The sequence below is a fragment of the Streptomyces sp. CB02414 genome, assembly GCF_001905385.1.
Classification (GTDB): Bacteria; Actinomycetota; Actinomycetes; order Streptomycetales; family Streptomycetaceae; genus Streptomyces.
The window spans coordinates 64955-87718 of sequence record NZ_LIPF01000006.1; the positions used below are offsets into that span (position 1 = coordinate 64955).

General features: G+C 72.5%; 19 protein-coding genes and 1 tRNA gene. 8 read left to right on the forward strand and 12 right to left on the reverse strand.

All coding sequences use genetic code 11. From position 1 onward, the window contains the following. Window positions 1–5: 5 nt before the first annotated feature. The 3 genes from AMK11_RS20140 to hutU are packed head-to-tail and all read right to left on the reverse strand — an operon-like array spanning window position 6 to window position 4245. Window positions 6–1361, reverse strand: a complete 1356-nt coding sequence (locus tag AMK11_RS20140) for a formimidoylglutamate deiminase (protein ID WP_073729188.1) — start codon at window positions 1359–1361, stop codon at window positions 6–8. After that, a complete protein-coding gene (locus AMK11_RS20145; RefSeq protein WP_073729190.1) occupies window positions 1358–2575 on the reverse strand; it encodes an allantoate amidohydrolase in 1218 nt (405 codons plus the stop codon). The genes AMK11_RS20140 and AMK11_RS20145 overlap by 4 nt, the downstream gene beginning before the upstream one ends. After that, entirely contained in the window at window positions 2572–4245 is a 1674-nt protein-coding gene (hutU, locus tag AMK11_RS20150; RefSeq protein ID WP_073729192.1) for a urocanate hydratase, read from the reverse strand. Before hutU ends, AMK11_RS20145 begins: the two co-directional genes overlap by 4 nt. Before the next feature lie 169 nt (window positions 4246–4414). On the opposite strand from hutU, the gene AMK11_RS20155 reads away from it, so the two are divergent. Then, complete coding sequence (locus tag AMK11_RS20155; RefSeq protein WP_198941418.1) at window positions 4415–5794, forward strand: diaminopimelate decarboxylase; 1380 nt, start codon at window positions 4415–4417, stop codon at window positions 5792–5794. 135 nt (window positions 5795–5929) lie between these two features. On the opposite strand, the gene AMK11_RS20160 is transcribed toward AMK11_RS20155, so the two are convergent. Both AMK11_RS20160 and AMK11_RS20165 read right to left on the reverse strand, forming a co-directional pair. Further along, a complete protein-coding gene (locus AMK11_RS20160) occupies window positions 5930–6514 on the reverse strand; it encodes a hypothetical protein (protein WP_073729194.1) in 585 nt (194 codons plus the stop codon). 129 nt (window positions 6515–6643) lie between these two features. Next, window positions 6644–7510: a MurR/RpiR family transcriptional regulator gene (locus tag AMK11_RS20165; RefSeq protein ID WP_073729196.1), complete on the reverse strand. Its 867-nt coding sequence runs from the start codon at window positions 7508–7510 to the stop codon at window positions 6644–6646. Between the two features lie 181 nt (window positions 7511–7691). On the opposite strand from AMK11_RS20165, the gene AMK11_RS20170 reads away from it, so the two are divergent. Then, entirely contained in the window at window positions 7692–8117 is a 426-nt protein-coding gene (locus AMK11_RS20170; protein WP_073729198.1) for a hypothetical protein, read from the forward strand. A gap of 349 nt (window positions 8118–8466) precedes the next feature. Here AMK11_RS20170 and AMK11_RS20175 read toward each other — a convergent pair whose 3' ends face one another. Beyond that, window positions 8467–9852: a cystathionine beta-synthase gene (locus AMK11_RS20175; protein ID WP_073729200.1), complete on the reverse strand. Its 1386-nt coding sequence runs from the start codon at window positions 9850–9852 to the stop codon at window positions 8467–8469. A gap of 181 nt (window positions 9853–10033) precedes the next feature. Here AMK11_RS20175 and AMK11_RS20180 point away from each other — a divergent pair, with 181 nt between their 5' ends. The 3 genes from AMK11_RS20180 to AMK11_RS20190 all read left to right on the forward strand — a co-directional run bounded on the left by AMK11_RS20180 (window position 10034) and on the right by AMK11_RS20190 (window position 13540). Next, window positions 10034–11059, forward strand: coding sequence for an SGNH/GDSL hydrolase family protein (locus tag AMK11_RS20180; protein WP_073729202.1), 1026 nt, complete (start codon window positions 10034–10036; stop codon window positions 11057–11059). Window positions 11060–11225: 166 nt separating this feature from the next. Further along, the gene (locus AMK11_RS20185; protein ID WP_073729204.1) at window positions 11226–12446 is read left to right on the forward strand and encodes an acetyl-CoA C-acetyltransferase; all 1221 of its coding nucleotides are present in this window, start codon (window positions 11226–11228) and stop codon (window positions 12444–12446) included. 293 nt (window positions 12447–12739) lie between these two features. After that, window positions 12740–13540 carry a hypothetical protein gene (locus AMK11_RS20190; protein WP_073729206.1) on the forward strand — a complete coding sequence of 267 codons (801 nt, stop codon included), beginning with the start codon at window positions 12740–12742 and terminating at the stop codon, window positions 13538–13540. A 36-nt stretch (window positions 13541–13576) separates the two neighbouring features. Here the strand turns inward: AMK11_RS20190 and AMK11_RS20195 are convergent, their stop codons facing one another. Then, entirely contained in the window at window positions 13577–13870 is a 294-nt protein-coding gene (locus AMK11_RS20195; RefSeq protein ID WP_079187613.1) for a hypothetical protein, read from the reverse strand. Window positions 13871–13992: 122 nt separating this feature from the next. Between AMK11_RS20195 and AMK11_RS20200 the strand changes: the two genes are divergently transcribed. Beyond that, the gene (locus AMK11_RS20200; RefSeq protein ID WP_073729208.1) at window positions 13993–14223 is read left to right on the forward strand and encodes a DUF4287 domain-containing protein; all 231 of its coding nucleotides are present in this window, start codon (window positions 13993–13995) and stop codon (window positions 14221–14223) included. 105 nt (window positions 14224–14328) lie between these two features. Here the strand turns inward: AMK11_RS20200 and AMK11_RS20205 are convergent, their stop codons facing one another. The 4 genes from AMK11_RS20205 to AMK11_RS20220 form a co-directional block, all read right to left on the reverse strand. Further along, window positions 14329–15240, reverse strand: coding sequence for a Bax inhibitor-1/YccA family protein (locus AMK11_RS20205; RefSeq protein WP_073729210.1), 912 nt, complete (start codon window positions 15238–15240; stop codon window positions 14329–14331). Between the two features lie 168 nt (window positions 15241–15408). Further along, window positions 15409–16584, reverse strand: a complete 1176-nt coding sequence (locus AMK11_RS20210) for a 4-hydroxybenzoate 3-monooxygenase (RefSeq protein WP_073729212.1) — start codon at window positions 16582–16584, stop codon at window positions 15409–15411. A 152-nt stretch (window positions 16585–16736) separates the two neighbouring features. Continuing rightward, a complete protein-coding gene (locus AMK11_RS20215) occupies window positions 16737–17342 on the reverse strand; it encodes an NADPH-dependent FMN reductase (RefSeq protein ID WP_073729214.1) in 606 nt (201 codons plus the stop codon). A gap of 115 nt (window positions 17343–17457) precedes the next feature. Then, window positions 17458–17541: transfer RNA gene (locus AMK11_RS20220), tRNA-Leu, on the reverse strand. A gap of 417 nt (window positions 17542–17958) precedes the next feature. On the opposite strand from AMK11_RS20220, the gene AMK11_RS20225 reads away from it, so the two are divergent. Both AMK11_RS20225 and AMK11_RS20230 read left to right on the forward strand, forming a co-directional pair. Then, window positions 17959–18729, forward strand: a complete 771-nt coding sequence (locus tag AMK11_RS20225; protein ID WP_073729216.1) for an ABC transporter ATP-binding protein — start codon at window positions 17959–17961, stop codon at window positions 18727–18729. Window positions 18730–18773: 44 nt separating this feature from the next. Next, a complete protein-coding gene (locus AMK11_RS20230; protein ID WP_073729218.1) occupies window positions 18774–21302 on the forward strand; it encodes an ABC transporter permease in 2529 nt (842 codons plus the stop codon). A 79-nt stretch (window positions 21303–21381) separates the two neighbouring features. On the opposite strand, the gene AMK11_RS20235 is transcribed toward AMK11_RS20230, so the two are convergent. Further along, window positions 21382–22683 (reverse strand): class I SAM-dependent methyltransferase, encoded by a 1302-nt coding sequence (locus AMK11_RS20235; RefSeq protein WP_073729220.1) that lies wholly within the window; start codon window positions 22681–22683, stop codon window positions 21382–21384. Window positions 22684–22764 lie beyond the last annotated feature (81 nt).

Genomic DNA, 22764 nt, shown 5'->3' on the forward strand with positions numbered 1-22764 from the left:
GTTCGTTACTGGGCGCGCAGGGCTGCCACGGCCCGCGCGAGGGCCTCGGGCACATCGGGTACGAGGGTGTGGACCCCGTCGCGTACGACGTGCCGTCCGCCCACGATCGTGTGCCGTACGTCCGCTGCCGTCGCCGCGAATACGGCCGTCTCGGCGCCGAGCCTGGGCAGCGGCCCCGCCGTTCTGACCGAGTCGAGGGCGATGGTGGCGAGGTCGGCGCGGGCCCCGGCCTCGATGGTGCCGACGTCGTCCCAGCCGAGGGCGGCGTGGCCGTCGGCGCCGGCGGCGCGCAGCAGGGCGGCAGCGGTCCAGTGGCCGCGGGTGCGGGTACGCAGGCGCTCGTTCAGCTCCATGGCGCGCGCCTCTTCCAGCAGGTCGACGACGGCGTGGCTGTCGGAGCCGAGGGAGAGCGGGGAGCCCGCCCGCTGGAGGGCGGCCGCGGGGCCGATGCCGTCGGCGAGGTCCCGTTCCGTGGTCGGGCACATGCAGGTGCCGGTGCGGCTGCCGCCGAGCAGGGCGACGTCCTCGTCGGTGAGGTGGGTGTTGTGGACGCCGGTGGTGCGGGGTCCGAGCACTCCGTGGTCGGCGAGGAGCCGGGTGGGGGTGCACCCGTGGGCGTCGCGGCAGGCGTCGTTCTCGGCGGTCTGCTCGGACAGGTGCACGTGCAGCGGGGCCCGCCGCTCCTCGGCCCACCGGACCACGGTCGCCAGCTGATCGGCGGGCACGGCCCGCACCGAGTGGACCGCCGCCCCGATCCGTGCGTGATCCCGTTCCTTGAGAACTGAACAGCGTTGCGCCCAGGCGTCCGCCGTCCCGTCGGAGAAGCGGCGCTGGTGCGGGTTCGGGGGCTGTCCGAAGCCGGAGGACAGGTAGCAGGTGTCGAGGAGGGTGATGCGGATTCCGGCGTCGGCGGCGGCCTGGATCAGGGCCTCCCCCATCGCGTTGGGGTCGGCGTAGGCGGTGCCGCCGGGGGCGTGGTGGACGTAGTGGAACTCGCCGACGGTCGTGATGCCGGCCAGGGCCATCTCGGCGTACACCGCGCGGGCCAGTTCGAGGTACGTGTCGGGGGTCAGCCGGTCGGCGACGGAGTACATGACCTCGCGCCAGGTCCAGAAGGTCCCGGAGCCGACCTGGACGGTGCCGCGCAGGGCGCGGTGGAAGGCGTGCGAGTGGGCGTTCGCCAGTCCCGGCAGGGTCAGCCCGCGCAGGGGCTCCGCGCCCGGGGGCGGGGCGGGGACGTCCGTGCGGACGGCGCTGAGGCGGCCGTCGTCGCTCACGTCCACGGCGACGCCCGGCTCGACGTGGGTGCCGAGCCAGGCGTGCTCCAGCCAGTAGGTCCGGGTCCGCTCGGTGGTCGTCACGTGCAGGCCAGCCCTTCCAGTACGTCGGCGAGTGCTCTCACCCCGGCCACGCAGTCGTCCTCGGCGGCGTACTCGGCCGGGGAGTGCGAGACGCCGGTGGGGTTGCGCACGAACAGCATGGCGGTCGGGATGCGTCCGGAGAGGATTCCGGCGTCGTGTCCGGCGCCCGTGCCGAGGACGGGGACCTTCAGCTCCGTGTCGCGGCCCAGGATGCGGGCGAGTTCGTCGCGCAGGGCGTGGTCGAACTCGACGACGGGGGTGAAGGACTCGCGCTCGACACCGAGGTCGACGCCGTGGGCGGCGGCGTGCTCGCGGGCGGCCTTCTCGATGCCGGTGACGACGGTGTCCAGGGTCGCCTGGTCGGCGGCGCGGGAGTCGAGCCAGCCGCGCACCAGGGACGGGATGGCGTTGACGCCGTTGGGTTCGACGCCGATCTTGCCGAAGGTGGCGACGGCACCGGCGAGTTCGGCCTCGCGGCGGGCGGCGAGGACGGTCTCGGCGTAGGACAGCATGGGGTCGCGGCGGTCGGCGAGGCGGGTGGTGCCTGCGTGGTTGGCCTCACCCCGGAAGTCGAACCGCCAGCGTCCGTGCGGCCAGATGGCGGAGGCGATGCCGACCCGGTCGCCGGACAGGTCGAGGGCCCGGCCCTGTTCGACGTGCAGCTCGACGAAGGCGCCGATGCGGGCGAGCCGTTCCGGGTCGGGGCCGATGGCGTCCGGGTCGTACCCGGCGGCCTCCATGGCCTGCGGGAGCGTGATGCCGTCGCCGTCGGTGAGGCGGTGGGCCTGTTCGACGGTGAGCGCGCCGGCGGTGAGCCGGGAGCCGACGCAGGCGAGGCCGAAGCGGGCGCCCTCCTCGTCGCCGAAGTTGACGATGCCGAGCGGCCTGGTGAGCCGCGCTCCGCGCCCGCGCAGTTCGTCCAGGGCGGCGAAGGCGGACACGACGCCGAGGGGGCCGTCGAAGGCGCCGCCGTCGGGCACGGAGTCCAGGTGGGAGCCGGTGACGACGGCATCGCCCTCGGCCGGGTCGCCGAGCCAGGCCCACTGGTTGCCGTTGCGGTCGGTCTCGCAGGTCAGTCCGCGCGCCTCGGCCTGCTGCCGGAACCAGTCCCGGCAGTCGGCGTCGGCCCCGGTCCAGGCATAGCGGCGGTAGCCGCCGGAGGCGGAGCTGCGGCCGACCGGCAGCAGCTCCGCCCACATGCTGTGGAAGCTCACGCGGCCCCACCCTCGTGGCCCTCGCGCATCGGCACCCGCACGCCCCGCTCCCCGGCGACCGACTCGGCGATGTCGTACCCGGCGTCGACGTGCCGGATGACGCCCATGCCGGGGTCGTTGGTGAGGACGCGGCGGATCTTCTCGCCGGCGAGTGCGGTGCCGTCGGCGACGGTGACCTGACCGGCGTGGATGGAGCGGCCCATGCCGACGCCGCCACCGTGGTGCAGGGAGACCCAGGAGGCGCCGGAGGCCACGTTGACCATGGCGTTGAGCAGCGGCCAGTCGGCGATGGCGTCCGAGCCGTCGAGCATCGCCTCGGTCTCGCGGTACGGGGACGCGACGGAGCCGCAGTCGAGGTGGTCGCGGCCGATGACGATCGGCGCGGCCAGCTCGCCGCTCGCGACCATGTCGTTGAACCGCTCACCGGCCTTGTCGCGCTCGCCGTAGCCGAGCCAGCAGATCCGGGCGGGCAGGCCCTGGAAGTGGACGCGCTCACCGGCCATCTTGATCCAGCGGGCGAGGGACTCGTTCTCGGGGAAGAGGTCGAGGATCGCCTTGTCCGTCCTGGCGATGTCGGCGGGGTCGCCGGACAGGGCGGCCCAGCGGAAGGGACCCTTTCCCTCGCAGAAGAGCGGGCGGATGTACGCCGGTACGAAGCCCGGGAAGGCGAAGGCACGGTCGTATCCGGCGAGCTGGGCCTCGCCGCGGATGGAGTTGCCGTAGTCGAAGACCTCGGCGCCGGCGTCCTGGAAGCCGACCATGGCCTCGACGTGCCGGGCCATGGACTCGCGGGCGCGGGTGGTGAAGCCCGCCGGGTCCTTGGCGGCGGCGTCGGCCATGTCCTCGAAGGCGATCCCGGTGGGCAGGTAGGCCAGCGGGTCGTGGGCCGAGGTCTGGTCGGTGACGATGTCGACGGGGGCGCCCATGGCGAGCAGCTGCGGGACCAGCTCGGCGGCGTTGCCGAGGACGCCGATGGACAGCGGCTTGCGCTGATCACGGGCCTCGGTGGCCAGCTGGAGGGCGTGGTCGAGGGAGTCGGCCTTCACGTCGAGGTAGCGGTGCTCGATGCGGCGGTCGATGGCGCGCGGGTCGCAGTCGATGCAGATCGCGACGCCGTCGTTCATCGTCACGGCGAGGGGCTGGGCGCCGCCCATGCCGCCGAGTCCGGCGGTGAGGGTGATGGTGCCGGCCAGCGTGCCGCCGAACTTCTTGGCGGCGACGGCGGCGAAGGTCTCGTAGGTGCCCTGGAGGATGCCCTGGGTGCCGATGTAGATCCAGGAGCCGGCCGTCATCTGCCCGTACATGGTCAGGCCGAGGGCCTCCAGGCGGCGGAACTCCTCCCAGTTGGCCCAGTCGCCGACGAGGTTGGAGTTGGCGATGAGGACGCGCGGGGCCCACTCGTGGGTCTGCATGACGCCGACCGGGCGGCCGGACTGGACGAGCATCGTCTCGTCCTGCCTGAGGGTCTGCAGCGTCCGCACCATGGCGTCGAAGGAGCGCCAGTCGCGGGCGGCCTTCCCCGTCCCGCCGTAGACGACGAGCTTGTCCGGGTGCTCGGCGACCTCCGGGTCCAGGTTGTTCTGGAGCATCCGAAGGGCGGCCTCCTGCTGCCAGCCCAGGGCGCTCGGCGTGATGCCGCGTGGCGCGCGGACAGGGCGGGGTCCGGACATGATCTGCCTCCTGGTGGCTTGCTCCCGGCGGATTGTTACTGCGGATATTCACATACTCGCTGCGTGAATAGAACTAGTCAATACGTCCGTGTCCCGACGCTGGCGCGTCGCGGATGTTTGGCTGGCGGTGCGGACCGGTCAGCAGGCACACGAAGGAACGGAGGATCGCGTGAGCGACGGCACGGACGTGGGCGGAGACCTGGGCGGCACCGACGCGGAGCGGGCGGCGCGACGGGACGAGGCGGTGCGGGCGGCCGTGGAGCAGGGGCTGCTGGGGCCCGACGCCCCGATCGTCGGACTGCTGGACGTCGCGGGCATCCGCGAGTCGGCGGCGGCACTGCGGGCGGCGTTCGACGCGGTGACGGCACCCGGGACCCCGGTGCTGCACGCCTTCGCGGTGAAGGCGACCCCGCTGGTCCCGGTGGTGCGGCTGCTGCACGAGGAGGGCATCGGCGCGGAGGTCGCGAGCCCGGGCGAGCTGGCCCTGGCCCGGGCGGCGGGGGTGCCGCCGGAGCGGACGGTGCTGGACTCGCCCGCCAAGACGCCGGGCGAGCTGCGGGAAGCGCTGGCGCTGGGCATCGCGGTCAACGCGGACAACCCGCAGGAGCTGGCGCGCATCGACGCCCTGATGGCCGACGGGACGAGCCGCTCCCCGCTCGGCATCCGGGTCAATCCGCAGGTCGGCGGGGGTTCCATCGAGGCGCTGTCGACGGCGACGGCGACCTCGAAGTTCGGGGTGGCGCTGCGCGACGAGGGCGCCCGCGAGTGGGTGGTGCGGGCCTGCCTGGACCGGCCGTGGCTGACCCGGCTGCACGCGCACACCGGTTCCCAGGGCATCCCGCTGGCGTTGATGGCCGAGGGCGTGGCGGAGACGTACGCGCTCGCCGAGGAGATCAACGAGCGGGCCGGCCGCCGGCAGGTCGACACGCTGGACATCGGCGGCGGGCTGCCGGTGAACTTCGCGTCGGACGAGACGACCCCGTCGTACGCCGCGTACGCGCGCGTGCTGCGCGAGACGGTGCCGGGGCTGCTCGACGGGCGGTACGGGCTGGTCACCGAGTTCGGGCGGTCACTGCTGGCCAAGCACGGCACGGTGGTGGCGCGCGTCGAATACGCCAAGAGCGCCGGGGGCCGGCCGGTCGCGGTGACGCACGCGGGCGTGCAGGTCGCCACGCGGACGGTGTACGCGCCGGGTGCATGGCCGCTGCGGATCGCCGCGTACGACGGCAAGGGGCTACCGAAGGCGGGGCCGGACGTGGTGCAGGACGTGGCGGGCCCGGCGTGCTTCGCGGGCGACCTGCTGGCGGCGGGGCGTGCGCTGCCGTTGCTGGAGCAGGGGGACTACGCGGCGGCGCTGGACACGGGGGCGTACTACTTCGCGCACCACTACGCGTACAACTCGCTGGCGCGTCCCGGGGTGTACGGCTTCAGGACGGACGGTTCCGGGGGTGTCGCCTTCGCGACCGTGCGGGAGCCCCAGTCGGTGGCGGAGATCGTGTCGGAGGCGGGCGGCGCACACGCGAACGCGCTCACGACACGGCTGAGGTGACGCCCCAGGGGCGCGGGGAACTGCGCGACCAGCCACAACGCACCGCACCCGCGCCCGCGCCCGTACCGCACGACACCGGTAGGCGCACCGCCACCAGCGCCGCGCCGGCACCCGGCGCCGCACCGGCACCCGGCGTCACACCGGCGCCGCTGCCTTCCGCCGCGCCCCGCCGGGCTCCGCGTCGCCGGCCGCGAGGCCCGTGCTGCGGTAGGCCCTGACCGCCTTGCCCGCCGGGCGGCCGCCGCCCCGGGAGAGCCAGTCGACGCGGACCCACAGCAGGGCGTCCCCGGCCTGTTCGCGGCGGCCGACCCAGGCGGACCTCAGCCACAGTCCCACGCCGCAGCCGGCCATCAGCAGCCCGGCGGCGGCCGGTACGGCGAAGTCGCTGCCCAGGGCGGCGAGGAAGGCGAGGAGCAGCCACCAGCGGTGGCCCCGGCGCCAGTTGCGCAGGGTCACCGCGCGGTCCTGGAGCACGTCGTGCTTGCCCGCGCGGGCGGCCGAGCCGGCCAGGGCGGTGTACCGCTTGCGGCGTACGGTGGCGACGACGGCCACCGCGACGACGAACAGGGCGGCTCCGGCGAGGACCCCGATCCGGCGCCCGGTCAGTCCCGGCACCAGCAACCCGATGCCCGCCGCGAACACGCCCAGCCACCACAGTGGCGCCGCCCCCGCCCGTACGACGACGGCGACCCGAGCCAGCCCCTGTCCTCCGCGCGCCACGTCCGGCCTCCTGTCCCTCTGTGCTGCCTGCGATGCGTCTGCAGGGTGTGCGGCGAGGCAGGTTAACGGGGAAAGCTGAGACGAATCTGAGAACGCGGCACCTGGGCGGCCCGGGCCGCCCCACGCGACTCAGTCGACGAAGAGCCCCCGCGCCGCCGCCTTCGCGTCGAACTCCTCCAGCCGGGCCTGGGCGTCCGGCAGGTCGTCGCACATGGCCTCCAGCAGCACCCGGCCCAGCAGCATCGGCGCGCAGGCGGTGTCGAAGGCGAGGCCGGTGCCGACGGCGGCGGGCAGCAGCAGGTCGGACACCTTGGCGACCGGCGCGAAGGCCGAGTCGGCGACGGTCACCACCGTCAGCCCCGCCCCCTTGGCGTGGGCGAGCGCGTCGACGACCTCGCGCGGATGGCGGGGCAGGGCGAAGCAGAGCAGGGCGCTCGCCCCCGCCCGGACGGCGGCGTCGATCCGGTCGTGGAGCATGGTGCCGCCCTCGTCCAGCAGCCGGACGTCCGCGTGGACCTTGGCGGCGAAGTAGGCGAAGCCGTGCGCCTGGGCCGCCGCCGCCCGCAGCCCCAGCACCGGCAGGGGCCGGCTCGCGGCGAGGGCGCGGCCCGCCTCCCGCACCGGCGCGGGGTCGGCCAGCGCCTCCGCCAGGTGGCGCAGGTTCTCGATCTCGGCCTCGACGGCCTGCTGGTACTCGTTGCAGGAGCCGGTGTCCGCCACCGGTTCGGCGGGGGCCACCTCGCGCAGGTGGCGGCGGAGCGCCGGATAGCCGTCGAAGCCGAGGGCGACGGCGAAGCGGGTCACGGACGGCTGGCTGACCCCGGCCAGCTCGGCCAGCTCCACGCTGGACAGGAAGGGCACTTCGGAGGCGCGGCGCACCATGCTGTGCGCGATGCGCCGCTGGGTCGGCGTCAGCCGGTGCCCCTCGAACAGCGCCTGCAGCCGCACGGCCGGACTGTCGGTGCCGCCGCCCCCGGTGCCGCTGGTCCCGCTCATGAGGTGCTCCCCCTCGCCCTATTTCGCCCTATTCAGGTACCTCGATTCCTGCATACCGTTATACAGCGGGGCGGCGGCCGGCACGACGTGCGGCGCCCTTCCCGTCCGCCCCCGCCACAGACGGGGGCTAACCCCAGTGCCGACCGCGCCCCGGCTGCCTACCTTGGGTGTCATGACCGGAATGGACGGGCGGGACACCGACCTCAAGAAGGAACTCGACGCCACCCTGCAGACCCGCAGGGAGCTCGGGGAGGAGTACGAGTCCGCGCTGGTCGACTCGTTCCTGGAGAAGGTCGACCAGCGCATCGACGGGGCGGTCGAACGCCGGGTGCGGCGGCAGATGGCCGAGCGGCAGATGGAGGCGGCCCGGGACAGCCGGTCGCCGAGGCCGACGGACTCCTTCGGGGAGCGCTTCGGCTTCGGCATCGTCTCGCTGGTGCTCGCGGTCCCGCTGTCGGCGATCGGCGGCGGCGTCGCCGACCTCCCGGGGCTGCTGGTCGCCTGGGCGGGCATCGTCGGGGTCAACGTCGTCCAGGTGGCGCGGACCAACCCGGGCCTGTTCTCGGGCCGCCGGCGCGCCGCGAAGGGCGACAGCTGGGACGAGTGAAGGCCACCGGCCTCTGAGGAAAGAATGCGCGGGGACCGCCGCACCCCCATCGCTGGGGGGCGGGACGACGGCGGTCCCCGCGGTGGACGCGCGCGGTGCCGGGCCTCACGGCCGGGCGGCGGCGCGTCCGTGGCGTCCTTGGAGGTCCGGGAGCCGCTCCGGAAAGTCCGTGACGCCGTACGACGCCGGCGGGACCGGGGAGCCTCCCCCAGTGCTTGACGCCTGGGAGGTACCCCCGCCCGTTCCTGCCGACACCCCTCACTCTGCCGTCCCCGTGTTAAGCGACTGCTGCGCGCACATGACGCGCACGTACCACTTCCGCGAAGGCGAAGTCCGTACCCGCTCTTGGCTACTTGCCCTTGGCCAGGAAGGACAGCAGGTCCTGACGGCTCACCACACCGGTCGGCTTGCCCTCGACGAGGACGATCGCCGCGTCGGCCGCGCCGAGCACCGACATCAGGTCGGCGACGGGCTCGCCGGAGCCGACCTGCGGCAGCGGGGAGGACACGTGCTTCTCCAGCGGGTCCTCCAGCGAGGCCCGCTTGGCGAACAGGGCGTCCAGCAGCTCGCGTTCCACCACCGAGCCGACGACCTCGGCGGCCATCACGTCCGGGTGACCGGCGCCGGGCTTGACGATCGGCATCTGCGAGACGCCGTACTCGCGCAGCACCTCGATGGCCTCGCCGACGGTCTCGTCCGGGTGCATGTGGACGAGGGAGGGGATGTGGCCGCCCTCCTTGTGGTTCAGGACGTCGGCGACTCGGGCGCTCGGGCCGGCGTCCTCCAGGAAGCCGTAGTCGGCCATCCACTCGTCGTTGAAGATCTTGCTGAGGTAACCGCGCCCGCTGTCCGGGAGGAGTACGACGACCACGTCGTCCTCACCGAGCCGCGACGCCACCTCCAGCGCCGCCACGACCGCCATGCCGCAGGAGCCGCCCACCAGCAGACCCTCCTCCTTGGCGAGGCGGCGGGTCATCTGGAAGGAGTCCTTGTCGGAGACGGCGACGATCTCGTCGGCGACCTCGCGGTCGTACGCCGTCGGCCAGAAGTCCTCGCCGACGCCCTCGACGAGGTACGGACGTCCGGAGCCGCCGGAGTAGACGGACCCCTCGGGGTCGGCACCGATCACCTTCACCGCGCCGTCACTGGCCTCCTTCAGGTACCGCCCGGTGCCGGAGATGGTGCCGCCGGTGCCGACGCCGGCGACGAAGTGGGTGATCTTCCCCGCCGTCTGCTCCCACAGCTCGGGACCGGTCGAGTGGTAGTGGGAGAGCGGGTTGTTCGGGTTGGAGTACTGGTCCGGCTTCCAGGCGCCCGGCGTCTCGCGGACCAGGCGGTCGGAGACGTTGTAGTAGGAGTCCGGGTGCTCGGGGTCGACCGCCGTGGGGCAGACGACGACCTCGGCGCCGTACGCGCGCAGCACATTGATCTTGTCGGTGGACACCTTGTCGGGGCAGACGAAGATGCACTTGTAGCCCTTCTGCTGGGCCACGATCGCCAGGCCGACGCCCGTGTTGCCGCTGGTCGGCTCGACGATCGTGCCGCCGGGCTTCAGCGCGCCGCTCTTCTCCGCGGCCTCGATCATGCGCAGGGCGATGCGGTCCTTCACCGAGCCGCCGGGGTTGAAGTACTCCACCTTGGCCAGGACGGTGGCCCTGATGCCCTTGGTCACGCTGTTGAGCCGCACCAGCGGGGTGTTGCCGACGAGGCTGATCATCGAGTCGTGGAATTGCACCGTGGTCTCCGGATGCTGCAAAGGATGTGGTCGTCTATCGGTCCGGCCAGCCTATGGCCTGGCGGCCCGCCCGTGCCCCGTGAAGGCCGCCCACTCCCCCGTTCACTCCCCGTTGAGATTGGGCGACCGTCCGTACGGGGCAAGGAGTGGGTGTACGGGTTGGAGGAGGTGGCGGCGACGTATGACGAGCATGTCGAGGGCGCGGGTGGCCCGGCGGATCGCGGCCGGCGCGGCGTACGGCGGCGGCGGCATCGGGCTGGCCGGTGCGGCCGCGGCCGGTCTGCTGCTGGCGGAGGTGCAGCTGGCCAGGCGCCGGGTGGGCATCGGAGGTCCCGACCGGGTGCCGAACGCGCGGGGACTGTACGGCGGCGGCCTGCCGACGGCCGGTGAGCCGCCCCTGCGGCTGATGATGCTGGGCGACTCCACGGCCGCGGGCCAGGGTGTGCGCCGGGCCGGGCAGACCCCGGGCGCGCTGCTCGCCTCGGGGCTTGCGGCGGTGGCGGAGCGGCCGGTGGAGCTGGGCTCGGTCGCGCTGCCGGGGGCCTGCTCGGACGACCTGGACCGGCAGGTGGCCCTGGTGCTCGCCGACCCGGGCACGGTCCCCGACATCTGCGTGATCATGGTCGGTGCGAACGACGTCACCCACCGGATGCCGGCCACTCGCTCGGTCCGTCACCTGTCGGGCGCGGTACGGCGGCTGCGCACGGCCGGTGCGGAGGTCGTGGTCGGCACCTGCCCCGACCTGGGCACCATCGAGCGGGTGCGGCAGCCGCTGCGCTGGCTGGCCCGGCGGGCCTCGCGGCAGCTGGCCGCCGCGCAGACGATCGGGGTCGTGGAGCAGGGCGGGCGCACGGTGTCGCTGGGCGACCTGCTGGGTCCGGAGTTCGCGGAGAACCCGCGGGAGCTGTTCGGGCCGGACAACTACCACCCCTCCGCCGAGGGGTACGCGACCGCCGCGATGGCCGTACTGCCGTCGGTGTGCGCCGCGCTCGGCCTGTGGCCGGCCGAGGAGGAGCGCCCCGACGCACTGCGCCGCGAGGGGTTCCTGCCGGTGGCACGGGCGGCGGCGGAGGCGGCGTCGGAGGCCGGCACGGAGGTCGCGGCCGCGATGCCGTCGGGGCCGCGGGGGCCATGGGCACTGCTGAAGCGCCGGAGGCGCCGCAGGGTTTCGGAGGCCGAGCCGGCGCCGTCGGCTCAGCCGAGGTAGGGACGTGGCGCTGCCCGGCGCTGCGGGGTGCCTCCCCCGAGTGGATGCCAAGCAAGCGCTTAGAAAGTTGCGGCCCATGTCACACCGCCGCACCCGTGACCCAGGCCATACGGCCAGGTAACTTCCCAACCAGCCGCCTCACTCCCGCGACGCCACTGGAGCCGTGATGCCCGAAGCCGTGATCGTCTCTGCCGCCCGCTCCCCCATCGGCCGCGCCTTCAAGGGCTCCCTCAAGGACCTGCGGCCCGACGACCTCGCCGCCACGATCATCCAGGCCGCGCTCGCCAAGGTCCCCGAGCTGGACCCCCGGGACATCGACGACCTGATGCTGGGCTGCGGTCTGCCCGGCGGCGAGCAGGGCAACAACCTCGGCCGGATCGTCGCCGTCGAGATGGGCATGGACCACCTGCCCGGCTGCACCGTCACCCGGTACTGCTCCTCGTCCCTGCAGACCTCCCGCATGGCCCTGCACGCGATCAAGGCCGGTGAGGGCGACGTCTTCATCTCGGCCGGCGTCGAGATGGTCTCCCGGTTCGCCAAGGGCAACTCCGACAGCCTGCCCGACACGCACAACCCGCTGTTCGCCGAGGCGGAGGCCCGCACCGCCGAGGTCGCCCAGCAGGAGGGCACCACCTGGCACGACCCGCGCGAGGACGGCCTGGTCCCCGACCCGTACATCGCGATGGGCCAGACCGCCGAGAACCTGGCGCGCGCCAAGGGGATCACGCGGCAGGACATGGACGAGTTCGGCGTCCGCTCGCAGAACCTCGCCGAGGAAGCCATCAAGAACGGCTTCTGGGAGCGCGAGATCACCCCGGTCACGCTGCCCGACGGCACGATCGTCTCCAAGGACGACGGCCCGCGCGCCGGCGTCACCCTGGAAGGAGTGCAGGGCCTCAAGCCCGTCTTCCGCCCCGACGGCCTGGTCACCGCCGGCAACTGCTGCCCGCTCAACGACGGTGCCGCCGCCCTCGTGATCATGAGCGACACCAAGGCCCGCGAGCTGGGCCTGACCCCTCTCGCCCGCATCGTGTCCACCGGTGTCTCGGGCCTCTCGCCCGAGATCATGGGCCTGGGCCCGGTCGAGGCGAGCAAGCAGGCGCTGTCCCGCGCCGGGCTGACCGTCGGCGACATCGACCTGGTCGAGATCAACGAGGCGTTCGCCGCGCAGGTCATCCCCTCCTACCGCGACCTCGGCATCCCGCTGGAGAAGCTGAACGTCAACGGCGGCGCCATCGCCGTCGGCCACCCCTTCGGCATGACCGGCGCCCGGATCACCGGCACGCTGATCAACTCGCTCCAGACGCACGACAAGCAGTTCGGCCTGGAGACCATGTGCGTCGGCGGCGGCCAGGGCATGGCCATGGTCATCGAGCGTCTGAGCTGACCCGTCCGCCGCACCGCTGAGGCACCGTCAGTAGCACCCGGGGGACCCAGCGTGACACGACGGCCCGGAACCCGGACGCCCCGGAGTTCCGGGTCGTTTTGTGACCCAAACTCCCCCAGGATGTGACCTACCTCTCCTGCACCCCTGATTTACGCAGGTCAGACCAGCAACACCCCTACCTTCCGGGCCCAAAGTCCTGTCCGTTTCGTGACGTTACGCACTGACAGACGGTTAGTCCTCCCTTCAAGCTGATGTAGGAAGTCGGGGGTCGACTTTGAACCGGGAGTACGTCAGTGAGCGCCATGCCGATCGCCCTGCTGCTCACCACGGCCGCCACCGGCGCCGTGGGCGTCGCCGTCCTGCGCAGCATCCTGGTGCTGCGCAGGCAGGTGGCGGCTCTGCGCACCGAGCTGGCCGAGAGCCGCGCCGCCGCCACGCGGGGCCGGGTGCCCGCCGCCCGCTCCACCGCCGACGCGGAGGAGATACGCGCCGCCGTCGCTCAGGCGCTGGCCGAGGAGCGGGAGCGGGAGCTCGCCGAGGCACGGGCCTTCTGGGCCGCCCAGGAGTCCCGGGACGCCTCCGACGCGCCGCTGCTGCTCGGCCTGGCCGACAGTGAGCTGTTCCTGCCCCGGCAGGCCGACTTCGCGGGCATGGAGCCCGTGGCCGAGCCGGGCGCGGACACCGACGAGGCGACCGCGCAGGACGCGGGCCCGCGGGAGTCCGCCGAGCTGGCCGCCGCCCGCCGCCGGCACCCCTCGCACCCGGACTTCGTGCCGAACCCGTCACCGGCCGTGGGCGACCACGAGCGCACCGTCGCCACCCTCGAGGAGCTGGCCGAGTCGAGCGTGGCGCTGGCCGACGTCCGCCCGGGCCCGCTGGGCACGCTGGACGTGTACGTCTTCGCCGACGGGACCACGCTCTGCATGACGCCGGGGCACCGGGAGACCGCGGAGCGCCTGGCCGCCGCGCTGGGCGCGGGCAAGACGCCGTACCTGCTGGGCGGCTCGGGGATCTCCGGCGCCTACACGCTGACCTTCGCGTGCGGCGAGGAGAACGTGTACATCCTGGCGGACCGGGTCATCGCGTCCCTCTAGCACCCCGCACCACCACGTGGGCCCGCCCCGGGGCCGTCAGACCCCGGCCCGCTTGCGGGCCTCCTCCACCAGCCGCACCGCCTCTTCCACCTGGCCCTCGTCGCTCAGCACGAGGGCCAAGTCGTGTGCGGCGACGGCGATCTGGTCGGCGGCGGCGAACATCCCCGCGTCCGGCATCTCCCGGGGCTCCGTCCCCGGCTCCTCCAGCAGCTGGGCGCGCCGGGCCAACTCCCTGGCCAGCTCCAGCGCCTCGGCGGCGGCCCCGCGTTGCAGCCTGCTCTGCGGGGCGGCCCGCAACCGGTCGGCGAAGTCGTCCACGGCACGGGTCATAGGCGTCGTATCAACCACGGCGCGAGCGTACGCGCCCCTCCGGGACTGTTGCCAACGGGCGAACGCTCAGGCACGGTGACCTGAAGGACCGGCTTACATCCCATTTCCGCCCGGAGGCGCCGATGTCCCAAGTCTTCTCCGAGGAGACCCATCGCAACATGCTCGCCCGCATCCCGCACTGCACCGGTCGTGAGATCTCCGACTGGCTGCGCGCCGTCGACGACGGCCCCGCCCTCTTCCGTTTCGAGGAGAAGGTCAGCTGGCTCCGCCACGAACACAACCTCGCGTACGGCCACGCGAAGGCGATCATCCACGAGTACGACCTGAGAAGGGCCGCGCGCAGGCTCCGCTGAGCGCGCGCCACCACAACACGACGCCACATCACGACGACGAAGGGCCCCGGGCGGCAAGCCCGGGGCCCTTCACTGTCGACCGGCGTCCGCCGTCGCGGACCGTCGCTAGTCGTTGCTGTTCAGGATCGCGATCAGCCGCAGGAACTCCAGGTACAGCCAGACCAGCGTCAGGGTGAGGCCGAAGGCGGCGAGCCAGGCCTCCTCGCGCGGGGCGCCGTAGGCCAGGCCGTCCTCGACCTGCTTGAAGTCCATGGCGAGGAAGCAGGCGCCGAGGATGATGCCGACGATGCCGAAGACGACGCCGAGCGTGCCGCTGCGGAAGCCGAGGCCGTCACCGCCGCCGAAGACGGCGAACAGCAGGTTCACCATCATCAGGAAGACGAAGCCGAGCGCGGCCGCCATGACGAAGCCGTAGAAGCGGCGGTTGACGCGGATCCAGCCGGCCTTGTACGCGATCAGCACACCGGCGAAGACCGCCATCGTGCCGATCACGGCCTGCATGGCCGCGCCGTCGGCGATGCGGTTGTCGACGACGCTGGAGACGACGCCGAGGAAGACACCCTCGAACGCCGCGTACGACAGGATCAGCGCGGGCGACGCCTTGCGCTTGAAGGACTGGACGAGCGCCAGGACCATGCCGATCAGCGCGGCACCGATGCCGATGCCGTAGGACCGGCCGATGTTGGCGTCGTCCACGGGCAGCAGCGCCCACGCGAGCGCGGCCGTCACGATGAGCGTGCCGAGCGTGCTCGCCGTGCGGATGACGACGTCGTCCATCGTCATCCGGCCGGCGCCGGCCGGCGCCTGCGGCGGCGCACCGTGCTGCACGTCCTGCTGGGCGTACGGGTTCGTCGCGTACGGGTTCTGCGCGTACGGGTTGGCCCCCGCGGGCTGGGCATACGGGTTGCCCTGGGTGGCGACAGCGGGACCCCCGGCCTGCGGCGCGGTGTTGAAGCCCGCGTAGCCGTTGTCGCGGCTGAACCCCCGTCGCGAGAAGACCGGGTTTCTGCTCCTCATTTCACTCCTCCATGGCCACACTGCGCAGCCTTGGCTCAAGAGTAATGGAACGGCAAAGGAATGACCCTACTGCCTGGGGAGGATCTTTCCCTGCTCCTGCGGGTCAACACGCTACGCGGATCCGTGATTCCCCTCACGGCCGGGGTCGTGGGCGCGGCCCCGCGCCGCTCACCCGATCGGGAATCCGGTGTAGGCCTCGGCCAGGTCGGTCTCCGCGGCGCGGGAGGACGCGATCCGGTCCAGGCGGGCCACCTGGAGCCGGTCCTCGAAGGGGGTGGCGTCGGGGGCGCGGTGCAGGAGCGTCGTCATGTCGTACGAGAACCGCTCGGCCTGCCAGACGCGGCGCAGGCAGGTCGCGGAGTAGGCGTCGAGGAGGTCGTCGGAGCCGGTCTCCGTGCGGCGGGACAGCGCGCGGGCGAGGGTGACGACGTCCCCGACGGCGAGGTTGAGGCCCTTGGCGCCGGTGGGCGGCACGATGTGCGCGGCGTCGCCGGCCAGGAACACGCGGCCGTGCCGCATGGGCTCGTGGACGTAGGAGCGCATGGGGGTGACCGACTTCTGGGTGATCGGGCCGCGCCGGAGGGTCCAGTCGTCGTCGGTCTCGAAGCGGCGCTCCAGCTCCGCCCAGATCTCGTCGTCGCTCCAGCTGTCGGCGTCCGTGCCGGCGGGGACCTGGAGGTAGAGGCGGGAGACGGACGGGGAGCGCATGGACAGCAGCGCGAAGCCGCGGTCGTGGCGGGCGTAGACCAGCTCGTCGTGCGAGGGGGCTACGTCGGCGAGGATGCCGAGCCAGCCGAAGGGGTACGTCCGTTCGAAGGTGCGGCTCAGTCCGGCCGGGACCGCCTTGCGCGCCACGCCCCAGAAACCGTCGCAGCCGACGACGTAGTCGCACTCCAGGACGTCTTCGACGCCCTCGTGCCGGAAGCGGACGCGCGGGCGGTCGGTCTCGGCTCCCTCCACGGCCAGCGCCTCGGCCTCGAAGAGCAGCGGGCCGCCCTCCTTGAGCTGGAGGGCGATGAGGTCCTTGCACACCTCGGTCTGGGCGTAGACCATGACGGACTTGCCGCCGGTGAGCGCGGGGAAGTCGACGCGGTGGCGGCGCCGGTCGAACCGCAGCTCTATGCCGTCGTGGCGCAGCCCCTCGCGGTCCATCCGCTCCCCCGCCCCGGCCGCGCGCAGGACGTCCACGGTGCCCTGCTCCAGGATTCCGGCGCGCTGCCGCCGCTCGACGTAGGCACGGTCGCGGCTCTCCAGGACGACCGAGTCGATCCCCGCGTTGTGCAGCAGGCGGGCGAGGAGGAGTCCGGCGGGGCCGGCCCCGATGATCCCGACGGTGGTGCGCATCGGTCGTCCCTTCCATGGGTCGTGCGGCGTCGCCGCCAAGTTGTTCGCCTGGTGAAGATTCCTTCACTGAGCGCTGGGCTGAGTCTCCGGCCGCGCGGCGCCGCTGTCAACGGTCCGCGGCGAATCGCCGCGGACCGTCGCGGGAGTGCCGGTCAGCCTCCGTACGGGCGGGCGGCCCGGCCCTCGCGGAGGGTCCGGCCCCACCAGTCGAGCTGGTCCAGCAGGACGGCGGCGGCCTTGGCGGGACCGCCCTCGTCGAACGGGCGGCCGTCCTCGTCGAACTTCTCCCAGGCCATGGGGAACGCGACGGTGTCGCGCAGGGTGACCGTGTGCAGCTCGGCGAAGACCTGCCGCAGCTGCTCCACCGCCCGCGCGCCGCCGGCCATGCCGCCGTAGGAGACGAAGCCGACCGGCTTGGCGCGCCACTCGGCGTGGACGTGGTCGATCGCCAGCTTCAGGGAGGCCGGGTAGCCGTGGTTGTACTCGGGGGTGACGACCACGAAGCCGTCGAGCCCGCCGACGCGCTCGGCGAGGCCCGGAGTGCCGGACGGCGCCCCGTCATCGCCGAGGGAGAGCTTCAGCTCCGCCGCGAGCGCGGGCTCGGACAGGTCGATGACGTGTACGTCCATGTCGTCGCGCCGGCCCGCCTCGGAGACGAACCACCGCGCGACGGTGTCGGCGAACCGGCCGGGGCGCACACTCCCGACGATCACACCGATCTTCAGCGGGACACGGGACACGGAAGGCATGGCGGACATGAGGGTTCCTCGTTTCGTGACGACCTGATGACGGCCTCGGTGGCCGTCTGGAGAGGAACCTAGAAACTCAAGTTTGCTTGAGGTCAAACGCCGGTCTGCGCTCGTTGCGGGAGAGTGCCCGGAGCCGGACTTGAACCGGCACGCCCGCGAAGGGGCAGCGAGGTTTAAGCTCGCCGTGTCTGCATTCCACCATCCGGGCAGGCCATGGGCTCCGCGTCGAGTGCCTTGAGCCTATCGGGGCGCACCCCTCGCGCAGGGGGCGGGCGGACCGATGTTGTCTTATTTTATTGGCGCCTGAGGGAGCATCAGCTCCGGGGCCGACCCATCCTCACTTGCCAACAGCCTTGCCCGTGGCGCCCGGCCCCGCATGCGGAATGACGGAATTTCACCGTCCCTTCAAGGGCGCCCGCCCTGTTACGGCGTCCCGTCGCGGCGCCCGGCCGTGGCACCCGGCGGGTCAGGGTCGACCGTCATCCTCAGGTAGTACACGCGCCCTCGCCGTCCGACCGAAGTCGCCCCCCGGAACCGGAACAGCGGCTGACTACACGGCGCCCCGCGGCCGGAAGGATGGAGAACGTCCCCGAACACACGCCGTACCGACAGGAGCGCCCTTCCCGTGACCACCGCACCCATCGCCGACCGGTCCACCACCGTGGCCGCGCGCGCCACGGAGCTGTCCAAGATCTACGGCCAGGGTGAGACCCAGGTGGTCGCCCTGGACCGGGTCTCCGTCGACTTCCGGCAGGCCGAGTTCACCGCGATCATGGGCCCCTCCGGCTCCGGCAAGTCCACGCTGATGCACTGCGTCGCCGGGCTGGACACCTTCTCCTCCGGCTCGGTGCGCATCGGCGACACCGAACTGGGTTCCCTGAAGGACAAGCAGCTGACCAAGCTGCGCCGCGACAAGATCGGCTTCATCTTCCAGGCGTTCAACCTGCTGCCGACGCTCACCGCCCTGGAGAACATCACCCTTCCGATGGACATCGCGGGCCGCAAGCCGGACAAGCAGTGGCTGGACTCCGTGATCCAGATGGTCGGCCTCTCCGGCCGGCTCGGTCACCGGCCCTCCCAGCTCTCCGGCGGTCAGCAGCAGCGCGTGGCCGTGGCCCGGGCGCTGGCCTCCCGGCCCGAGATCATCTTCGGTGACGAGCCGACCGGAAACCTCGACTCCCGCTCGGGCGCCGAGGTGCTGGGCTTCCTGCGCAACTCGGTGCGCGAGCTCGGTCAGACGGTCGTGATGGTGACCCACGACCCGGTGGCCGCGGCCTACGCGGACCGGGTGGTCTTCCTCGCGGACGGACGCATCGTCGACGAGGTGTACGGGCCGACGGCCGACTCGGTGCTGGACCGCATGAAGCGGTTCGACGCCAAGGGCCGCACCAGCTGACCCGTCCCCGCCCCCACGTACGTACCTCCGGACAGAGAAGACCCATGTTCCGTACCGCCTTGCGCAACGTTCTCGCGCACAAGGCCAGGCTGTTGATGACCGTGCTCGCCGTGATGCTCGGCGTGGCGTTCGTGTCGGGCACCCTGGTCTTCACCAACACCATCTCCGACGCCCTGCAGAACAGCTCCGCCAAGGGCTTCGACCACGTCGACGTCGCCGTCACCCCCGAGTTCCAGGAGGCCGAGGGCGACAAGGTCGGCGAGCAGCCCGAGCTGACGCAGGCCCTCGTCGAGGACAGCGCCGGGGTGCCGGGCGCCGCCTCCGCCATCGGCGTGGTCTCCGGCTTCACCGCGGTCGCCGACAAGGACGGCGACCTGATCGGCGACGGCTGGAGCACCAAGGGCGGCAACTACTGGGGCGAGAAGGACCCCCGGTACCCGCTGACCGACGGGCGCGCCCCCAAGGGCGAGGGCGAGATCCTCATCGACTCCAAGACCGCCGAGCGCACCGGCTACGGCGTCGGGGACACCGTGCGGATGTCCGTGGACGGGCCGGTCATCACTCCGAAGGTCGTCGGCGTCTTCACCACCGACGACGGCGGTGTCGCGGCCGGCGGCAGCCTCACCCTGTTCGACACCGCGACCGCGCAGAAGGTCTTCGGGAAGGCGGGCACGTACGACGAGATCGACGTCAAGGCGAAGGACGGCGTCACGCAGGCCGCGCTGAAGGCGGAGCTGGACAAGGCGCTGCCGAAGGGCCTGGTCGAGACCACCACCGCCCAGGAGCTGGCCGACGACCAGGCGGAGGCGATCGCCGCGTCGATGAGCGGCATGAAGCAGGGGCTGCTGGTCTTCGCCGGCATCGCGCTCTTCGTCGGCACCTTCATCATCGCCAACACCTTCACCATGCTGGTCGCCCAGCGCACCAAGGAACTCGCCCTGATGCGGGCGGTCGGCGCCTCCCGCCGGCAGGTGACGCGGTCGGTGCTGATCGAGGCGTTCGTGGTCGGCGTGGTCGCCGCGGTCACCGGCCTGCTCGCGGGCATCGGCATCGGGGCCGGGATGCGCGCCCTGATGGGCTCGATGGGCGAGGTCGTGCCCGACGGGCCGCTGGTGGTCTCGACCGGCACGATCGTCGCGGCCCTCGCGGTCGGCGTCCTGGTGACCATGCTGGCCGCCTGGCTGCCGGGCCGCCGGGCGGCGAAGATCCCGCCGGTCGCGGCGATGAGCAGCGTGCACGCCAAGGCGACGACCAAGTCGCTGGTGCTGCGCAACACGCTCGGCACACTGGTCTCGGCCGCCGGCATCGCGGTCGTCCTCGCGGCGACCACCATGGGCGGCACGGACGGGCAGGCCCCGATGGGTCTGGGCGCGGTGCTGCTGATCATCGGCGTGTTCATCCTGACGCCGCTGCTCTCCCGCCCGCTGATCGCCGCCGCCGCTCCGGTGCTGCGCGTGTTCGGCGTCTCCGGCAAGCTCGCCCGGCAGAACTCGGTGCGCAACCCGCGCCGCACCGCCGCCACCGCCTCCGCGCTGATGATCGGCCTGACCCTGATCACCGGCATGACGGTGATGGCCGGCAGCCTGCAGAAGTCGATCGACAAGATGGCGTCGGCGGCGATCGAGGCCGACTACGTGGTCTCCATGGCCAACGGCAACTGGCTCTCCCCGGACGTCGGCGAGAAGCTGGCCGGGACCGACGGCGTCACCGCGGTCAGCCCGCTGCGCAACTCCCCCGCCCGTATCGGCGGCGACACGGAGTACCTCACCGGCGTCAACGGCTCCACGATCACCGAGCTGACCGACCTGAAGGTCGAGCAGGGCGCGTTCGAGGTCGGCGGCACCAAGGTCGTCGTGGACGGCGACACCGCGAAGGAGAACGGCTGGAAGGCCGGCTCGGACTTCACCGTCGCCTACGAGGACGGCGAGAAGCAGCAGCTCACGGTGGCGGGCGTCTACGAGGCCAACGAGATGCTGCGCGGCATCATGCTCGACAACTCCGTCCTCACCCCGCACCTGAGCGACCCGGTCGACATGCAGGTCATGGTGAAGATGTCCGACGGCGCCTCCGCGGCCGCCAAGGACAGCCTGCAGCAGGCCCTCGACACCAACCCCGCGATCAAGATCCAGGACAAGAAGGACATCTCCAACGAGATCGCCAAGATGTTCACGCTGATGCTGAACATGCTCTACGGCCTGCTGGCCATGGCGGTGATCGTGGCCGTCCTCGGTGTCATCAACACCCTGGCCATGTCGGTCTTCGAACGCTCCCAGGAGATCGGCATGCTGCGGGCCATCGGCCTGGACCGCAAGGGCATCAAGCGGATGGTCCGCCTGGAGTCCCTGGTGATCTCCCTGTTCGGCGGGGTGCTCGGCATCGGCCTGGGCGTGTTCTTCGGCTGGGCGGCCGGTGAGCTGATGGGCTCGACGATCGCGACGTACGAACTGGTCCTGCCCTGGGGCCGGATGGGCGTGTTCCTGCTGCTGGCCGCCGTCGTGGGCGTCCTGGCCGCGCTGTGGCCGGCCCGGCGGGCGGCACGGCTGAACATGCTCCAGGCGATCAAGGCCGAGTAGACCGAGGAGGCCGAGACGGCCGAGGAGGGCCCCGTTCCGCCCGGAGCGGGGCCCTTCGGTGTCGCGGGCGCGGGTGAGGTCAGTGCCAGGTGCGGGCGCGCAACGGCAGCCCGGAGCCGCCCGCCTCCGGGGTCTTCACCGCCAGGACCTGGTTGACGCCGATGCGGTTGCGCTCGAAGGAGAGCGCGCAGGCGGCCATGTACAGCCGCCACACCCGGGCCCGGCCGGGGCTGACCAGCCGGAGCGCCGCCGCCCACTCGGACTCCAGGTTGGCGACCCAGCGGCGCAGGGTGAGCGCGTAGTGCTCGCGGATCGACTCCACGTCGCGCACCTCGAACCCGGCGCGCTCCAGCTGGGTCACGGTGGTGCCCAGCGGGGCCAGTTCGCCGTCGGGGAAGACGTAGGCGTCGATGAACTCGTCCACGTTGTAGGCCGACTCGTCCCGCTGGGGGCGCCGCGCGATCTGGTGGTTCAGCAGCCGCCCGCCGGGCCTCAGGAGCCGGTGCAGGTCGAGGGCGTATTCCAGGTACCGCTCGGCGCCCACGTGCTCGGCCATGCCGATCGAGGAGATGGCGTCGTACGGCCCGTCGGCGACGTCCCGGTAGTCCTGGACGCGGATCTCCACCCGGTCGGTGAGCCCCTCGTCGGCGACCCGCTTGCGGGCGTAGGCGGCCTGCTCCTGGGAGAGGGTGACGCCGACGACGCTCACGCCGTGTTCGCGGGCCGCGTGGATCGCCATGGAGCCCCAGCCGCAGCCCACGTCGAGCAGGCGCCCGCCGGGGCTCAGGCCGAGCTTGCGGCTGACCAGTTCGAGCTTGTCGCGCTGGGCGTCCTCCAGCGTGCCGCCCTCGGCCTCCGGGACCTGCCAGTAGGCGCAGGAGTAGACCATGGAGGGGCCGAGGACGAGCTCGTAGAAGTCGTTGCCGACGTCGTAGTGGTGGCTGATGGCGCGACGGTCGCTGCGCTTGGTGTGCAGGTGGCCGCGGGCCCGGCGGACCTCCTCCGGCGGCGGGGCGGGCGGCAGCGGCGGGCCGGCGAGCCTCACCAGACCGCGCACGGCGGCCCGCACCTCGGGGTCGCGCAGCGCCCCGGCGAGCGTGCGGGCGTCCTCGCCGCGCTCCCAGATCAGGCCGGCCATCAGTTCGAGGGCGGTGTAGAGGTCTCCGTCGATGTCGAGGTCGCCGGCCACCCAGGCGCGGGCCAGGCCCAGTTCGCCCGGTTTGAACAGCAGCCGGCGCAGGGCCCGGCGGTTGCGGACGACGAGGGTGGGGGCGCCCGGCGGACCCGCCTGTGAACCGTCCCAGGCGCGGATGCGCACCGGGAGGGGCGTTCCCAGCAACTGTTCGAAGAGGTTCTGCAGCCGCAGCGCGGCATCAGCCATGGCGTACCTCCGTGACGAGCGATCCCGGAATGTCCATCACCACGTAAACACCTGGGAGCCCGCCGCACAGTCCCCGGCGCG

Coding starts and splice junctions, on each gene's coding strand:
- AMK11_RS20180 (WP_073729202.1), top strand. CDS start 10,034: ATGACGAGCATGTCGAGGGCGCGGGTGGCCCGGCGGATCGCGGCCGGC.
- AMK11_RS20215 (WP_073729214.1), bottom strand. CDS start 17,342: ATGTCCGCCATGCCTTCCGTGTCCCGTGTCCCGCTGAAGATCGGTGTG.
- AMK11_RS20235 (WP_073729220.1), bottom strand. CDS start 22,683: ATGGCTGATGCCGCGCTGCGGCTGCAGAACCTCTTCGAACAGTTGCTG.
- AMK11_RS20230 (WP_073729218.1), top strand. CDS start 18,774: ATGTTCCGTACCGCCTTGCGCAACGTTCTCGCGCACAAGGCCAGGCTG.
- AMK11_RS20205 (WP_073729210.1), bottom strand. CDS start 15,240: ATGAGGAGCAGAAACCCGGTCTTCTCGCGACGGGGGTTCAGCCGCGAC.
- AMK11_RS20200 (WP_073729208.1), top strand. CDS start 13,993: ATGTCCCAAGTCTTCTCCGAGGAGACCCATCGCAACATGCTCGCCCGC.
- AMK11_RS20195 (WP_079187613.1), bottom strand. CDS start 13,870: ATGACCCGTGCCGTGGACGACTTCGCCGACCGGTTGCGGGCCGCCCCG.
- AMK11_RS20165 (WP_073729196.1), bottom strand. CDS start 7,510: ATGAGCGGGACCAGCGGCACCGGGGGCGGCGGCACCGACAGTCCGGCC.
- AMK11_RS20185 (WP_073729204.1), top strand. CDS start 11,226: ATGCCCGAAGCCGTGATCGTCTCTGCCGCCCGCTCCCCCATCGGCCGC.
- AMK11_RS20170 (WP_073729198.1), top strand. CDS start 7,692: ATGGACGGGCGGGACACCGACCTCAAGAAGGAACTCGACGCCACCCTG.
- AMK11_RS20210 (WP_073729212.1), bottom strand. CDS start 16,584: ATGCGCACCACCGTCGGGATCATCGGGGCCGGCCCCGCCGGACTCCTC.
- hutU (WP_073729192.1), bottom strand. CDS start 4,245: ATGTCCGGACCCCGCCCTGTCCGCGCGCCACGCGGCATCACGCCGAGC.